The following is a 15,969-nucleotide window of genomic DNA, read 5'->3' as shown; positions in this document are numbered from 1 at the left end:
TGTTTATTAGCTTGAAATCCAAGCTTAATCTTTCCTTCCAAGTTCCCGAGGGAATTTTGAAAGCCTGCGTATTATAGATAGATTGGTGATAAATGCAACAACTATTTTGAAAATCTCAAAGGTCTAAATTAAATTTTGTTTAATTTTCGAACTTTATCAATAACATTAGCGTCTTTAAATTATACTTGTGCGAGTAAAGAGGCTAGAAAATCGCTTTTAAATGGTCAGTCCAGTTAATAATTGTTATTCTATGCCGCTTATTTTTGACCAGACTCGGTCTATTTAATATCTACTAATAACTTTGGTGAGTTGATGCGTATCATTAATCGTTGTTTAAATTTCATTTCTGCCGGTATGAACCGCTTGTTTGTAAAAAGTAAGGTGCTGCCAGAAAATCCGATTGAACAATACAACCTAAACCCAGCCAACCCTACTTTTTATATTGTTAGGCTAAATGCACGCTCTGATTTAGCGGCACTGGCAAGGGTATGTAAAAAATACGGCTTACCTAACCCGACCGAAGAGCAGTTATTAGGTAATGCAGAACTTGATCGCTTTATCGGTATTCAAAACCCACCACCGCTATTTGGTAACAAAAGCAAACCAAGCAATGCCCTGCAGCAAGGCAAACAAATTATTGACCACCTGATGCAATCAGGTGAGAAAAACGTCCAAGTGATCCCGGTGACGATTTTATGGGGTCGTAATCCGGGCAAAGAAAAGCCAGGTTTAGGTACTTTGGTGTCTCATTCATTAACACCCAGCTGGTTTCGTAAATTCTTTGTGTTGCTATTTTCTGGGCGCGATAACTTTATTCGCTTTAGTCAGCCGCTCGATTTATCGTTATTGGTCAATGAAAAAGCTGAGGTTGATGAACTACCACATAAGCTTTTACGTGTAGCCCGCGTGCACTTTCGTCGTCAAAAATTGGCAGCGACAGGCCCGAAAATGCCATCACGTGAGCAGCTATTTAATTCGCTTCTTGCCTCACCAACAATAAAAAAAGCAATTCAAATAGAAGCGAAAGAAAAAAACATCAGCCAAGAGCAAGCTCGCCAAAATGCGCTGAAGCTACTTGATGAGATTGCCGCCAATTATAGCGATGCCACCATTCGTGTTGCAGACCGTATTTTAACTTGGCTGTGGAATAAGCTTTATAACGGGATTGATATTAAGTTTTCTGAGCAGGTGCATGAGCTTACAGATAAAGGCCACGAGATTATCTATATGCCATGTCACCGCTCGCACATGGATTACTTATTGCTGACCTATTCTATTTACCATTTAGGCTTAGTTCCGCCACATATCGCTGCGGGTATCAACTTAAACTTCTTCCCAGCAGGGGGGATTTTCCGTCGCAGTGGTGCTTTCTTTATTCGCCGCTCATTCGCGGGCAATAAACTGTATTCGTCAGTATTTAAAGAGTACCTGAGCCAGTTATTTATTAAAGGCTATTCAGTAAAGTTTTACACTGAAGGTGGTCGTAGCCGTACTGGTCGCTTGTTACCGCCAAAAACAGGTATGCTCGCCATGACATTACAAGCTATGTTACGTGGCATAGACCGCCCTATTTCAATTGTGCCTGTATACATTGGTTATGAGCACGTAATGGAAATTAATACTTACTTAAAAGAGCTTGCCGGTAACGATAAAAAAGGTGAGTCGGTATTAGGTATCTTTAAGGCAATTAAAAACCTTAAAAACTATGGTCGTGGTTATTTAAACTTTGGCGACCCTATATCGATAAACCAATATCTCAATGATCAACAACCTGATTGGCGAGAGTCGATTCACCCAACTGATGTTCAGAAACCACAATGGCTTGGACCACAAGTCGCTAACCTCGCTGATAAGGTAATGGTTAATATTAATAGCGCCGCTGCACTCAATGCAGTGAATCTACTTGCGATGATATTACTGGTAAATGATAAACACGCGTTAAGTAAACCTAAGCTGATTGCTCAGCTTGAGTTTTATTTACATTTACAGCGAAGCGCAAGCTACAGCGAAAAGGTGACCACACCAGACGAAAGCGCCGAGCAGCTGCTAGAGCATGCACTTAAACTTAATAAGTTTGATGTGATCAGTGATGAGTTTGGCGAAATTATCGCGATTAACGATAAAGAAAAAACACTATTCAACTACTACCGTAATAACGTGTTGCACTTATTTGCAGTACCGAGCTTATTGGCGCTGCATTTATTCAAAGCACATCAAACTACCATGGCTGATTGCCAAGCCTTGATTGCACGTTTTTACCCACTGTTTGCCAAAGAGTGGTTCTTGCATGAGTTAGATGAAAACTACATTACGCGTGTTCTCGCTAGTTTCGTTGATCAAGACCTGATTGAAATTGATGGCGATAATATCAAGATCACTAACAGCAACGATTGCTTAGCGAAACTCGAAATGCTCGGTCGCGCCCTAAGCTTAACACTGCAACGCTACGCTATCGTGGTTGGCTTTATTCAAACTAGCAGTGGTATTGAGCGTGAAGAACTTGAACATGAAAGCCAAGTGTTAGCTGAGCGCTTAGGTACCTTGCACGGCATTAAAACCCCTGAGTTCTTCGACAAAAAAGTACTTATTGGTTTTATTTCAAGCTTGCGAGAGCAAAAGCTAATTACCGAAACAGAGCAAGGCTTAACGGGTAGCAATGAGCTGTGTGAAGTGTATTTATATCTTAAAGCATTGCTGCCAGCACGGGTCTGGCAGTCAATTGACGATATAGTGCAAAGCCAAGCTCAGCACGTAAAAGATTAACGCTGACGCATAACCCCTTCTTGGATCGTTGAGGCAACCAAATTGCCTTGACGGTCAAAGAACTGACCTCGCACCAAACCACGACCAGAGCTCGCACTTGGGCTATCAATCGAATATAAAATCCAATCGTCTAGTCTAAACGGGCGGTGAAACCACATTGCATGGTCAATCGTTGCAACCTGCATATTCGGCTGCATAAACGATACGCCGTGCGGCTGTAATGCAGTTGGTAAAAACTCAAAGTCAGATGCATACGCAAGTAAGTAATTATGAATGCGCTGATCGTCAGGCATCTCACCATTAGCTTTAAACCAAATATGCTTAACTGGCTCCATCACTTGTGGTTTGAATGGGTTATGAAAGGTCACAGGACGCATTTCAATTGGTACTTCTCGGATGAACTTATTTCGAATTGGTTCAGGAATAAGCTCTGCATTTGCTTGGTAAAATTCAAGCGATGACTTTAATTCTTCAGGCTGTGGTACATCAGGCATCTGCGCTTGGTGTGATAAGCCCTCTTCTTCACCTTGGAAAGAAGCAGTCATGTAAAAAATCGGCTTACCATATTGAATTGCTTTTACACGGCGAGTACTAAAACTTTTACCATCACGGATATTTTCTACATCATAGACAATCGGCTTTGCAGCATCACCCGGGCGCAAAAAGTAAGAGTGTAAAGAGTGAACAATACGCCCTTGTGGTAATGTTTCTTTTGCGGCAGATAGAGCTTGGCCCATTACTTGGCCACCGAATACAGCTCTAAATCCTAAATCTTGGCTTTGCCCGCGATACAAGCCTTGCTCAATCTCTTCTAACGACATTAATGACAGTAGGTCATCTAATACTTGGCTCATTTATTTATCCTCAATCCCGACAAGCGTTTAATGATACTATAGACTAATTGGAAGTAAATCTTTGTAAGAGCACCTCATTATGGCTTATTGGCTTTTTAAAACCGAACCCGATGCATTTTCAATTGATGATCTAAAAAACGCACCTGAGCAAACCTCTATGTGGGATGGCGTGCGTAATTATCAAGCCCGCAACTTTCTGCGCGATGGTATCAAGCAAGGTGACTTGGTAATGATTTATCATTCAAGTTGTAAACAGGTGGGTGTTGCAGGTATCGCTACGGTGACTCGCGAAGCTTATGCCGACCCAACACAGTTTGATTTAAATAGCGATTACTACGATGCCAAAGCAACTGCTGATAACCCGCGCTGGTTTGTAGTCGATGTGCAATACCAATTACACCTTAAAAAGCTAGTTAGCCTGCAGGCGATTAAAGCCAATGAGTCAATTACCGAAATCGCTCTTAAAAAAGGCGGCCGATTGTCAGTAATGCCTGTCACCGAACATGACTGGCAACAGATCATCGCAATGAGCGAGGGCTAAGCATATAAAGTAGCGGCCATTTTTAATTAGCTGCTATTTTTGCTATAATTTTGCCCCTTTATTTTAGAGGTAACGTGGGGGATGTATGAAATTATTGTATTGGTTAGAGGAATGGACCAATCTCCCACGCGATGAGCAACAAAGCCGTGTTCCTATGACTGGTGGTGATTTGCTCGGTGATGTTTATGTGAAATACCATATCATTGATGCCAATAAGCCCCTGCTAATTACCTTCTCTCCTGCTGGAACAAATTATCAAGAACATGATATCAATGATGATTTTTCGCCTTGGGCTTATAAGCTCGCGAAAAAGCAAGATGTGAATATCATCGCCTTTCAACATTTAGGCATTAGCAACTGGTTTAGGCACCGTAATCTGTTGTTTTTTATTGAACAGCTAGCACCACTGATTGGCGGGTTCAAAGAGCGGTTAGGTTATGGATTGAGTCGAGGAGGCTTTGCCGTTGGCGCCTTTGCCAATCTATTAAAGCTAGACAAGGTTTTACTCTTTCACCCAGTTAGCACAAAAAACAAAGAAAAAGCGCCATGGGATGACCGTTCAAGTACCGACATCGCGCAAAAATTTGATTGGAACGGTGACTACCACGATTTAGATTTAGGCCATGCAAAGGGTTATATTATTTACGACCCAACGAATCGCATCGACCGAGCTCATGCTAAACGTTACCCACAACTAACCCACTTACGCGTGTTTGGTATGGGCCATAGTGTTCATGCAACATATTTAAATAAGTTTGGCTTTTATAAAGATGTTGCTGTTGATTTTATTAGCCACCAGCAAGTTGATATAGCCCAATTCCGCCAGCAAACCAAAACGCTGCGCTTTAAAGAAGATTATTATCGTCGTCTAAACAAGGCAAACAAGAGTTCGCCACATCGTTTAGCCTTACTAAGCACCGCGCATACAATTTTAGCTGAAGAAAAAGCCGAGCACATGCAAGAGCAAAAAGATGCGATTGATGTGCAACCGCTGATTGATGTTGCAATCAAACATCAAGATGAGCACCCAAACGATGCAATTAAGGTCTTAGAAGTGGCTCAGCAACTCTCACCCGATGATCCTGTGATAGATCATAAACTAAAACAGTTGAAGTGACACAGCTGCTGTCAGCTTTAGGTCAGTTAACCCTTAGGTTTTACTTTGCGATGCTTTTTGACCCGCCCGTGTTTAGGGATGATTGTTAAGTACATTACCAAAGCTAACCACGAAAAGAAGATGATACCTATTAACCAAGCATTCTTTTCGTGGCCTTGAGTGCGTTTACTATTGAGCACAATGACCACAGGTAAAATGTAGGCACTGAGTACAATAATTAAAAACACAACTTCGTTCATAAATACCAATTCGCTTAATTAAAAGTATTATTGCGGATTGGTACTATACCAACGCTGACCAATCAACTTCGTCGCTCAAAACACGCTCCGCAGCTATATAATGCAAAATATCTCCCTCACTTACTACATAATCAAGTGGCGGGTTTAAGTCCATATTTTTTGCACTCAAATTATGTGCGACACCCAGTAATATAGCATCATGACTATATTTAAAGTGATGAAACAGCTTGCCAAACTCCATTGCTTGCACGCCTTTTGGAATTGGTAAACTAAATTGAGTATCCCCATGTAGTGTCGATAACAGCTCTTCTTGCACACGACTTGAACCAGGGTCTTGCATTGAGCGCACTAAGATCTCGGCTGACTTAGCACTGCTACATTCTACATTGTGGCAATGCTCATGTAGCATTTCGATTTTAGTTTCATCAGTAAAGTGCGCGCTAATGTGGCACTGTTCATTGACCAACTTGCTAATGCGCAGGGCTGTTGTAAACGTTTGGTCATCATCTTGGCCATCAATGATAATTTTGTCGGCGCGATCAATGGCAATTCTTTTCAACTCATCTAAGTCAGTAAAGCTACTTAGACGAGCAAAATCAACCATAGGATTTGCTAAAAACGGATGTTCCATTTGTTCAGTAACCGCCAATAAAATACGACGATCTAAGCGTTTATGATCGGCCAATATATAGTCAACCATCTTTTTAGTACGTGTATCGTGCCAACCAAAGATAATAATGTGATTGTTTATATGTGCGAAGCTTTTATCACCCGTCATAGCGCGCCTAATTAAATAAGTTACTGTTTGCCCTGTCTTTCCTAACAGAACGCCAAATAATGCTAAACCAAAAGGTATTTGCAGCAATGCGACAATCCAACGGCCAAGCTCGGTGCTTGCGCTAAAATCGCCATAACCAACTGTAGATGTAGTTACTACATAATAATAAAAATAAGTACTAAGTGGTGTGAGCGCTTGCTCTCCTGCAAGCATAAGCAGCCACCAAATAAGTAGCATATGCAAAAGCGTAGTAAATACCACAGCCTGCCAACTTACTTGATCAATGTGACTGCGAATAAGTACCACTAAACGATTAAATATATGATGCATGATCCTTGCGATTTATAGTGGAGGAAATTATCGATACGGTACTGTAATGCTTGCATTTTGGCAACTGATGGAAAATTACTAATGCATGTCGATGAAAAATGATAGTAGACTATACTATCTCTGTATTAGGTGTTTAGGGTGAAATATGTCAGGTGTTCTTGCTTCCGTCGATAAGCGTACGCAACTGGTCGGTGAAAACCGCTTAGAGCTTTTACTATTTTACCTACACAGTCGCCACTTATTCGCTCTCAATGTGTTTAAAGTTAAAGAAGTGGTGAAGTTACCGCAAATTAGCAAAATTCCCCACGCCCACCCTAAAGTTTCTGGGGTTGTAAATATTCGTGGTGAATCAATTCCGGTGATTGATTTGCGCAGAGCGATAAACATGCCTGAAGCTAAACACATCGAAGATACAAACCTCGTTATCACCGAGTACAATCGTACCGTGCAAGGCTTTTTAATTGGTAAAGTTGATCAAATCATCAATATGACATGGTCAGATATTATGCCGCCACCAACTGCAATTGGTAAAAATCATTACCTAACAGCCTTAACGAAAGTAAAACGCGATGGCCAAGAGCAGCTGGTTGAAATTATCGACGTAGAAAAAGTGCTCGCAGAAATCGTTGAGTACGAAGTCCAAATATCTGAAGACATTCTTGATAAAAGCATCGTGAACGAATTTGCAGGCCGCAAAATTCTTCACGCCGATGATTCGCCAACTGCTCGTAAGCAAGTAAGCGATACCTTGTCGCAACTTGGCATTGAAATCATACCTGCTCGTAACGGGCTTGAAGCACTCGAAATGCTAAAAGGCTGGGCTGATCAAGGTAAAGATGTAGAGAAAGAATTACTCATGGTGATCACCGATGCTGAAATGCCAGCAATGGATGGTTACCGTTTAACACACGAAATTCGTAACGACAGCCGCATGAAGAACCTACATATTGTGCTTAATACCTCTTTGAGTGGTAGCTTTAACCAAGCTTTAGTTGAGAAGGTTGGCTGTAATGCGTTCTTATCAAAGTTCCAGCCAATACTATTAGTAGAAGAAGTTCAAGCCCGCTTAAAAGCCGTGCTAGAGCAAGATTCACAGTAAGCGCATTTAGCATCAGTTTTTAAAGGCATAAGCTAAAGCAACGACGTCGCAATTTGCCAACCATCGTTATTCATGATTTATTGGCATTATCGATTCGACGACAACAATAAAAACTATGCTAAATCGCGTTGCTAAACCATTCACTAAACTAGTAGAGCGTTATCTACCCGACCCGTTTGTATTTGTTATATTACTCACCTTGCTGAGCTTTATCGTTGCGAGCCTCTTTACGCCGTCAACGCCCACGCAAGTGCTCGCGGCTTGGGGTGGTGGATTTTGGAACCTATTACAATTTGCCATGCAAATGCTGCTAGTGTTGCTAACGGGCTACATGCTAGCGAGTACCCCAGTGATGCGCAGTATACTCAACAAACTCGCGACTCTTGCCAACAGCCCTGCCAAAGCGATTATACTCGTTACGCTCGTGTCTTTATTGGCAAGCTGGCTAAATTGGGGCTTTGGTTTAGTGATTGGCGCTTTATTCGCCAAAGTAATTGCGAAACATACCCGCGTTGATTACCGTTTGTTAGTGGCCAGTGCCTATTCAGGTTTTATTGTTTGGCATGGCGGCTTAGCCGGTTCAGTGCCGCTAACAATCGCAACCGATGGCCACTTTGCAGAGCAAAGTATTGGGGTAATAGGCACCGAAAACACAATTTTTTCGGCATTTAATATCGCTATTGTTGTGGGCTTATTTATTATCATGCCGCTGGTAAATCGCTATATGTTGCCGAGCGAAAAAGACAGTGTTTATGTTGACCCTGCAAAGCTTGAAGATGAATCGCAGCAAGCAGATATGCCTACCCGCCCTGCCGAAGTAATAGAGCATAGTCGTTTGCTTGGTATGGGGGTAGGTGCCTTTGGTCTTGCCTATTTATTCTATTATTTTGTGCTTAACGGAGGCGGCTTAAACTTAAATAGCGTGATCGCAATATTCTTATTTAGCGCAATTTTACTGCATCAAACACCGCATAATTTACTTAGCAGCTTACAGCAAGCAATCCCTAGTGGCGCTGGCATTGTGATTCAATTTCCATTTTATGCGGGGATCATGGCGATTATGGTAAAAACGGGACTTGCTCAACAAATTTCTGAAGGATTTATTGCCATTGCAACAGCCGAAACACTGCCTTTTTGGAGTTTTTTAAGTGCAGGGTTTGTGAATATATTTGTGCCATCAGGCGGCGGCCAATGGGCAGTGCAAGCGCCGATTGTTATTCCAGCCGCACAAACACTTGGCGCGGATATGCCACGGGTTGCTATGGCTGTCGCATGGGGCGATGCTTGGACTAACCTTATTCAGCCGTTCTGGGCACTCCCCGTACTTGCTATTGCCGGCTTAAAAGCAAAAGACATCATGGGCTTTTGCCTTGTGCAGCTGATCATCACCGGCGTGTTTATATCGTTAATGCTGAGTTTTTACCCTTAAAAGCTTTATAAACATCACCTATTAGAGAGGGGCAAAAGCTCATAGCGAGAGCCCCTCTTCAAAACGGTTTGTTAACCAAAGGTAACCAAAACTCTCATTCGGTCTTAAATCACCGCTGAATCAGTGCTTCATTCTACCAAAACTACAGTCTATCACTTAAAGTTAGAATCACTGCTCTCGCTTCTTTTATCTCTTTTTAATACAAAACAAACGATCTTAGAAACAACAAGGTACACTAAAATAAACGCAGATATATCGATAAAATAATCTACCAAGCTGCTACTTTTTGAAATAGAAAAATCAAAACTAAAAAAAGCAACTCTGGTTATGATGTAAGTGATAAAGAAACTAAATAAAAACTGCTTCATGAACAAAACAATCTCCATTTAATTTAATAGATAATGTCTGTGCTAAAGTGATTACACATACTAACTGCTCACTTTGTTGCACAGTCGCCTCCCTTCTGAACAAGCTCATGGCAAAGTCCTTTTAATGTTCCTCTTGGGTTTAAGATTAGCTAAATATTCTAGTTTCTATAAATCGGAACTTTCTCAAATAGTATCCTTATTTAAATTTAATGCTTAGTCATTTAAATAAGGATTTATATGCACTAACGTGAATTTAAGCACTAAGCTGAATATAACTTAGTACTTAAATGTTAATTAACTTGCTAATATCTTCATTGGCAAACTTAGGATTGGGCTTTGTGAGTCAGCAAAGTGCATCATCACCGCAACGTGCCCTGCAACAACCAGTGCGTACATTACCGCTGAAAAACCTTGTCCATAAGTATCGAGAGGGATGAGGTGTGAGTAGTGACGTCCGCGCCATTCAAAGATAATCTCAAGAGCCCCTACAAATAAGAAAAACACCAGTAGCATCAAGCCAAAGGTGTAACTTAACCACAAGCCAAATAACACACCTAATAAACACACACTAAGGCCTATCCATGAACGCATCGAAAAACTAATGCTTTTAAGTACATGGCCGCCATCTAGGGGCAGAATAGGTAACAAGTTAAATAGGTTTAACAGTGCACTGAGTACCGCCACCCCGGCGAATATTTCCATTTCAGTGGCGTAGTAAAGCACTACTCCCAGCACAGAGGTAATTAAGCCAAAAGCGGGCCCCATGAGTGAGATCACCACATCTTGCCATCTGGTGGTAATCTTATCATCAGAAACAGCCAAACCACCGACAAAGGGAATAAGGTAAATACCTTTAGTTTTAATGCCAAAATATTTCATAGCACGCACATGACCATATTCATGCACCACCAAGCAAGCAATTAGCATCAAGGCAAATTCAATGGAAAATAACCACGCATAGCCTGCCACCGAAGCCCCCGCTAAAGCCGCTTTCACGACTTTTGCACTTTTGAATAATTTAAAGCCCAGTGCCAGCAAACCAATAATGCCGCGTTTTGGTTCAGCTTCTTGTAACTCAGGTAAAGCAAGTTGGCTCACCTGCTGCTGGTTAACAAAGATTGCTAAGCTTTTTTCGTGCACTTTACTAGTATCAAGACCAATACGCTGCCCCTGAAAATCAAACTCATAAAGATCTGACTCTGGGTTATCGAAGGCGATTGCTTGTTGTTGATGAAAAAGCTGAATTAACTGTGAGCCGTTTAAATGCAAAATAAAGGTTTCGTCTGCGAGGCTCAGCTGAAGTCTGACCATAGTTCTTATAAATACGAATAAAAAGTGCGGCTATTATACTGAGGCCTTACAAAATTACGAATTTCCTTTAGGTACAAGGAGGTATATTTTTCGCACCACAAAACAAGCAAAAAACATGACGAAACACCGTTTACCTACTACTTTTAACTATAGCGTTCTTGTTCATGGAGTGAATATGGTGAAGTCAAATAGACACATTCTCGTAGTGGATGACTCAAAAGCCATCCTGATTGTTATGCATGCCATTTTGAATGAGCTTGAGGTTCCGCACATCACAACCTGCCTAAGTGCAGAAGAAGCTTTAGAAAAAATTAAAAAAGCACCTCGATTCTTTGATGCTATTTTTACCGACCTCAATATGCCAGATATGGATGGTATGGAGCTTATTCGCCACTTAGGTGCCATGAAGTACCAAGGTGCAATTGCCATTATTTCTGAGATGGATCCTAAAGTTATAGACCTTGCCGCAGACCTTGCTCGTAAGCATAACGCTCACTTAATTGGTAACGTCACTAAACCCGTGCAACTTAATCAAGTGTATTTACTACTGCAAAAGCTTGAGCACTTTGCTATTCATGTTGAGCGTACAAAAACCCCTATTTCTGAGTCGCTGTTACTACATGCCATCAGTCATAATGAAATTATTCCGTTTTATCAACCTAAGATAAATCGCCACGATAATCGGGTTGAAAGTATTGAGGTGCTTGCCCGTATCAACACAAGCCAAGAAGAGGAAATTATCTTACCGGAGCGCTTCATTTGTATCGCTGAAGACCTAGATTTAATAAACCTTATTACTTTTCAATTATTTGAAAAAGCCACTAACGATTTTGCAGAAATCAAAGAGCAGTTTGATCCCAACTTAAAACTGGCGTTTAACTTATCCCCTTCGCAACTCGAGGACTTAAGCTGCCCAGATAAACTGGCTTTAATACTGCACCTTAACAATCTAACACCCAGTGAAGTGATTTTAGAAATTACCGAACAGTATGCTCTTCGCAGCACTGCACAACTCGAAACACTCAACCGTTTACGAATGCGCGGTTTTGGTATTTCACTTGATGACTTTGGGACTGGCTTTACCAATGTTCAGCAGCTAAAAACGCTGCCGTTTACCGAAATTAAGATCGATCGCACCCTGATCAGTAATATTGAAACCGATCAGTTTTCCCAGGTGATTGTTAGTAGCTTGGTGAATATAGCGATACAAGAAGATCTCGCTATTGTGGCCGAAGGGATTGAGCGAGTTGAAGAGCTTGAATACCTCGACCGCTACAAAGAGTTTATTTTAATGCAGGGCTTTTTGCTGTGCCGCCCGAAAGCTAAAGAAGACTTTTTAAATTGGTCACTTTCATGGCGGCAAATGGTAAAAACTGCAGCAGGACATCGCCGCTAAGGTTTACGCTTATCGTCACTGACGATGGTATTACTCGATGCTAAACGTTGTCGCCAACGCTGTTTGGCGACTTTTTGCATATTGGCTGATTGATCATGTTCATCTACAATCTCGAGCCCCATTAATGCTTCAATTAAGTCTTCAAGGGTGACAATACCTTGTACATCACCGTATTCATCCACGACCAAACAAATATGCGTGCGCTCAGATAGTAAGGTTTCGAGTAAGGTCGGCACATGCAAGGTTTCTGGTACGGTGTAAATAGGCTTAACAAGCTTGCTAATTTTATAGTCTTCACCCAGGCGATGATAAGCCAGCATAATGTCATTTTTATGCACAAAACCAATAATATCATCACCATTTTTGTCATAAACCAATACTCGAGAGAACGATGAAGAACCATGCTCCGCCAAGTATTGGTTTACGGTTAAGTCTTTATGTACTTTAAAAAGCACCGTACGTGGTGTCATTAAGGTATCGAGTTTGGCATGACGAAAGTGCAGCAGGCTACGAATGATTTCAGATTCATCTTGCCCAAGCGCTCCAGACTCAGTACCAATATCAGCCATGGCTTCAATTTCTTGGCGAATATAGTAGGCTTCATCATAATTACGCCCTAAAAAGCGCGTTAAAATGTCTGCAAACCACACAAAGGGTTTTAGAATAAACACCAACCAAATTAGGCTCACACTAACAATGGGTGTTAACCCTCGCCAATAATTAGCTCCTAATGTTTTAGGAATAATTTCAGAAAGCACCAGTACCAATAACGTCATAATTGCAGAGGCAACGCCAACCGCAGCATCTGAAAACACCACCGCAGCTTGTGCGCCAACGCCAGCGGCACCAGCAGTGTGCGCTATGGTATTTAACGTAAGTATTGCCGCCAACGGTTGGTCTATATTGTCTTTAAGCTTACCAACACGTTTTGCCAATTGTGGTTGCTGTTTTCTGAGCATGGCAACATAACTTGGTGTAATACTTAACAGTACTGCCTCCATCACTGAGCACAAAAACGAAACCGCAATGGCAACAAACATATAAACAAGTAACAATGTCACTGTAAGCCCTCTTAAAAAGTTAACCTGCTCACCATAGCAATTGAAAACCACAAGCTCAAACCCGACTGCAATCTAACGCAGAGCACTTTTTGGGTAATTTGCAGCGTGCTATATTGGTTTAAATTACCTTCAACAGGCGAAACTATGACACTTTCAACTACTTGGCTAAGCCAATCAGCCAAGCTAAAAACAACATTCAGTGCCTTAGCGTTATGTGCGTTAAGTAATACAGCGATGGCCGCTGCCATTGATAAATCAGCGGTGCAATTTATTGGCCCTCTTGGCGCAGATATGCAACTTAAGCCATATCAAACGGATCATCGCGATGCCATTATTGCTAACCTATTACCTAGCTTGCAAAAAAGCACCGATAGCATACGCGTTTTTGGTAATGAGCTTGACTGGCAATCATTCGACAAAGTGAGTGCGCTAACACTTGGTGGTTTACAGGCACTCAAATTTACCGCCTCAACTGAACGTTTTAGCCAAGGCTCATTAACACTTAAAGGCATTGAGAACGCACAGCTATTTATTGATGGTGAAAAGCAAACAGAAAAAAATAAAAGCTATGAGCTAGCTTTAAGCCAAGGCGATCATCAGTTTGTTATCATCACTGAGCAAGTAGCCAACTGGAATGAGGTTGAACTTGATTTTACGGCTAAGTCAGAACTAGATACTGTGCAATTTAGCGCTAAACAACAACACGGTTTGTCTGCTAAGCAATTATTTGATGCGCCAACAGTCAGTTATATTTCAATGGCACCAAATGGTGATTACTTCATTACTAGCCAACGTCATTACGAAGATGCAACCGCTAATCAAGCGCAATATGTTACTGAACTTAAAGACGCAAAAAACAATACACTTTATCGCTTTGAGTCAGCCCAACCAAGTAACATTACTTGGAGCCCAGATAGCAAAAGTTTAGTGTATTTATTAAATGGCGAGCTTAAGCGTTTAAACCTAAAAACCATGCAACTTAGCGTCATTGCTAAAAACCTCTCTGGTGCGAATAGCTTTCAGTTTTTTGATAACAACAGCTTAATTTTTAGTTGGTCAAAGTCTCCAACAGACAATGGCAAGCTCACTAAGCATTACCAAGGCCTGCAAGACCGTTGGTCTTATGCTCGCACTACATCGCAAGTATATTTACTCGATATACCAACAGGTCTTAGCAAAATCTTAAGCCAAGGCCCACTTAGCCATTCACTTGAAGATTTTGACACTAAAAGCGGTCGCGTCTTAATGAGCCGCTCAGCACAAGCAATGCAGCTATCACCACAGCCAGCAACAGAACTTGTTGAGCTAAACCTAGCTACATCGGCTCTTACGGTACTTGGTCAATACAATACATTTAATCAGGCTAAATATACTGACGACGGAATTTATGTCACTGCCGGACCAGATTTTAATAATGGCTTAGGTCGTAACCTTCCTGAGGGGATGCTTGCTAATAACTATGATGGTCAACTTTATTTACTCAGCCGTGACGGTAAAAAAGTAACCCCTTTAAGTAAAGAGTTTAACCCGGCTATCGGCCAGTTAAACGTGCTTAAAAACGGTGATGCACTGATTAAAGTTACCGAGCAAGATACTGTACAACTTTATCAATTCGACTTAAGCAAAAAGCGTTTTAATAAAGTGAATACGGGCTTTGATGTTGTTGAGCAAGTTAGCTATTCACACGAACGCACCCCGCGCATTTTGGTTACCGGCACCACAGCGTCAACACCTCAGCAGTTAAAACAACTAAGCTTAGGTAAGAGCCGCGCTAAAGTAATGTGGGACTCTAAGCCAATTGGCTATGAAAATACGCAAGTAGCCTCATTGGAAGAGTTTAACTTTACTAATAAAGATGGCATTGAAATTAAGGGTCGCGTTTATTTACCGCATGATTTAGATAGCAATAAGCAATATCCTGCGCTGGTTTATTATTATGGCGGTACATCGCCAGTAACTCGTGGTTTTACCGGTCGCTACCCATTTAACCTATGGGCTGAGCATGGCTATGTTGTTTACGTTGTACAACCTACTGGCGCAACCGGCTTTGGCCAAGAATTTTCGGCTAAACACGTCAACGCATGGGGTGAATACACCGCCAACGACATCATCGACGGCACAAAAGCCTTTTTAGATAAATATAGCTTTGTAGATAGTAAGCGTGTAGGTAATTTAGGGGCCTCTTACGGTGGCTTTATGACCATGCTACTCGCAACTAAAACAGATATGTTCAGTGCATCGATTGCCCATGCAGGGATTTCAAATATCACCTCGTACTGGGGCCAAGGTTGGTGGGGTTACTTATACTCAGCTGAGGCATCTAAAAATAGCTACCCGTGGAACAATCCTACACTTTATAGCCAACACAGCCCGGTGTTTCATGCTGACAAAGTAACAACGCCGTTATTACTCCTTCATGGTGATTCGGATACCAACGTACCGGTTGGTGAAAGCCACAATATGTACACGGCATTAAAGTTATTAGGTAAAGATGTTGACCTGATTGAGTACAAAGGTGCAGATCACCAAATTTTTGCTCGTGATAAACGCTTCGACTGGTGGAATACCATGTTGGCTTATTTCGATAAAAACTTAAAAGATCAGCCACAATGGTGGCAATACCTTTATCCTGAAAAGTAGTTTAATCACTTGGCTGAGTACTGTGTGAGTGCTCAGCTTTCAC

The 15,969-nt window shown here is 41.6% G+C and carries 12 protein-coding genes; 7 read left to right on the top strand and 5 right to left on the bottom strand.

The annotated features are described in order from the left end of the window. The first annotated feature begins 312 nt into the window (after positions 1–312). Positions 313–2,763, top strand: a complete 2,451-nt coding sequence (gene plsB, locus J8Z28_RS00840) for a glycerol-3-phosphate 1-O-acyltransferase PlsB (protein ID WP_062564692.1) — start codon at positions 313–315, stop codon at positions 2,761–2,763. On the opposite strand, the gene tesB is transcribed toward plsB, so the two are convergent. Beyond that, on the bottom strand, positions 2,760–3,617 hold the full coding sequence (gene tesB, locus J8Z28_RS00835; RefSeq protein ID WP_054552365.1) for an acyl-CoA thioesterase II: 858 nt from the start codon (positions 3,615–3,617) through the stop codon (positions 2,760–2,762). The genes plsB and tesB overlap by 4 nt on opposite strands. Positions 3,618–3,696: 79 nt before the next feature. On the opposite strand from tesB, the gene J8Z28_RS00830 reads away from it, so the two are divergent. Further along, the gene (locus J8Z28_RS00830; RefSeq protein WP_062564691.1) at positions 3,697–4,158 is read left to right on the top strand and encodes an EVE domain-containing protein; all 462 of its coding nucleotides are present in this window, start codon (positions 3,697–3,699) and stop codon (positions 4,156–4,158) included. Positions 4,159–4,243: 85 nt separating this feature from the next. Next, positions 4,244–5,275 carry a hypothetical protein gene (locus tag J8Z28_RS00825; RefSeq protein ID WP_055199361.1) on the top strand — a complete coding sequence of 344 codons (1,032 nt, stop codon included), beginning with the start codon at positions 4,244–4,246 and terminating at the stop codon, positions 5,273–5,275. Positions 5,276–5,301: 26 nt separating this feature from the next. Here the strand turns inward: J8Z28_RS00825 and J8Z28_RS00820 are convergent, their stop codons facing one another. Further along, complete coding sequence (locus tag J8Z28_RS00820) at positions 5,302–5,514, bottom strand: hypothetical protein (RefSeq protein WP_054563926.1); 213 nt, start codon at positions 5,512–5,514, stop codon at positions 5,302–5,304. 43 nt (positions 5,515–5,557) lie between these two features. Further along, positions 5,558–6,622 (bottom strand): potassium channel family protein, encoded by a 1,065-nt coding sequence (locus J8Z28_RS00815; protein WP_054563927.1) that lies wholly within the window; start codon positions 6,620–6,622, stop codon positions 5,558–5,560. 145 nt (positions 6,623–6,767) lie between these two features. Here J8Z28_RS00815 and J8Z28_RS00810 point away from each other — a divergent pair, with 145 nt between their 5' ends. Next, on the top strand, positions 6,768–7,721 hold the full coding sequence (locus J8Z28_RS00810; RefSeq protein WP_062564690.1) for a chemotaxis protein CheV: 954 nt from the start codon (positions 6,768–6,770) through the stop codon (positions 7,719–7,721). 115 nt (positions 7,722–7,836) lie between these two features. Then, the gene (locus tag J8Z28_RS00805; protein WP_062564689.1) at positions 7,837–9,150 is read left to right on the top strand and encodes a short-chain fatty acid transporter; all 1,314 of its coding nucleotides are present in this window, start codon (positions 7,837–7,839) and stop codon (positions 9,148–9,150) included. Between the two features lie 662 nt (positions 9,151–9,812). Here the strand turns inward: J8Z28_RS00805 and J8Z28_RS00800 are convergent. Then, positions 9,813–10,829, bottom strand: a complete 1,017-nt coding sequence (locus J8Z28_RS00800) for a metalloprotease (RefSeq protein WP_062564687.1) — start codon at positions 10,827–10,829, stop codon at positions 9,813–9,815. 175 nt (positions 10,830–11,004) lie between these two features. On the opposite strand from J8Z28_RS00800, the gene J8Z28_RS00795 reads away from it, so the two are divergent. Continuing rightward, positions 11,005–12,225: an EAL domain-containing response regulator gene (locus tag J8Z28_RS00795; RefSeq protein ID WP_062564686.1), complete on the top strand. Its 1,221-nt coding sequence runs from the start codon at positions 11,005–11,007 to the stop codon at positions 12,223–12,225. Here J8Z28_RS00795 and J8Z28_RS00790 read toward each other — a convergent pair. Beyond that, on the bottom strand, positions 12,222–13,286 hold the full coding sequence (locus J8Z28_RS00790) for a hemolysin family protein (protein ID WP_054563948.1): 1,065 nt from the start codon (positions 13,284–13,286) through the stop codon (positions 12,222–12,224). The genes J8Z28_RS00795 and J8Z28_RS00790 overlap by 4 nt on opposite strands. A 144-nt stretch (positions 13,287–13,430) precedes the next feature. Here J8Z28_RS00790 and J8Z28_RS00785 point away from each other — a divergent pair, with 144 nt between their 5' ends. Then, the gene (locus tag J8Z28_RS00785; protein ID WP_250659706.1) at positions 13,431–15,926 is read left to right on the top strand and encodes an alpha/beta hydrolase family protein; all 2,496 of its coding nucleotides are present in this window, start codon (positions 13,431–13,433) and stop codon (positions 15,924–15,926) included. Positions 15,927–15,969 lie beyond the last annotated feature (43 nt).

The sequence above is a fragment of the Pseudoalteromonas sp. SCSIO 43088 genome (assembly GCF_023650795.1).
Lineage (GTDB): Bacteria > Pseudomonadota > Gammaproteobacteria > Enterobacterales > Alteromonadaceae > Pseudoalteromonas > Pseudoalteromonas shioyasakiensis.
Note: the sequence above shows the minus strand (reverse complement) of the source record. Positions and strands in the feature narration are given on the sequence as shown.

Bases quoted from the DNA above. Each gene is read 5' to 3' on its own strand.
- J8Z28_RS00805 (WP_062564689.1), top strand. From the start codon at position 7,837: ATGCTAAATCGCGTTGCTAAACCATTCACTAAACTAGTAGAGCGTTAT.
- J8Z28_RS00825 (WP_055199361.1), top strand. From the start codon at position 4,244: ATGAAATTATTGTATTGGTTAGAGGAATGGACCAATCTCCCACGCGAT.
- J8Z28_RS00810 (WP_062564690.1), top strand. From the start codon at position 6,768: ATGTCAGGTGTTCTTGCTTCCGTCGATAAGCGTACGCAACTGGTCGGT.
- plsB (WP_062564692.1), top strand. From the start codon at position 313: ATGCGTATCATTAATCGTTGTTTAAATTTCATTTCTGCCGGTATGAAC.
- J8Z28_RS00800 (WP_062564687.1), bottom strand. From the start codon at position 10,829: ATGGTCAGACTTCAGCTGAGCCTCGCAGACGAAACCTTTATTTTGCAT.
- J8Z28_RS00785 (WP_250659706.1), top strand. From the start codon at position 13,431: ATGACACTTTCAACTACTTGGCTAAGCCAATCAGCCAAGCTAAAAACA.
- J8Z28_RS00815 (WP_054563927.1), bottom strand. From the start codon at position 6,622: ATGCATCATATATTTAATCGTTTAGTGGTACTTATTCGCAGTCACATT.
- tesB (WP_054552365.1), bottom strand. From the start codon at position 3,617: ATGAGCCAAGTATTAGATGACCTACTGTCATTAATGTCGTTAGAAGAG.
- J8Z28_RS00795 (WP_062564686.1), top strand. From the start codon at position 11,005: ATGGTGAAGTCAAATAGACACATTCTCGTAGTGGATGACTCAAAAGCC.
- J8Z28_RS00820 (WP_054563926.1), bottom strand. From the start codon at position 5,514: ATGAACGAAGTTGTGTTTTTAATTATTGTACTCAGTGCCTACATTTTA.
- J8Z28_RS00830 (WP_062564691.1), top strand. From the start codon at position 3,697: ATGGCTTATTGGCTTTTTAAAACCGAACCCGATGCATTTTCAATTGAT.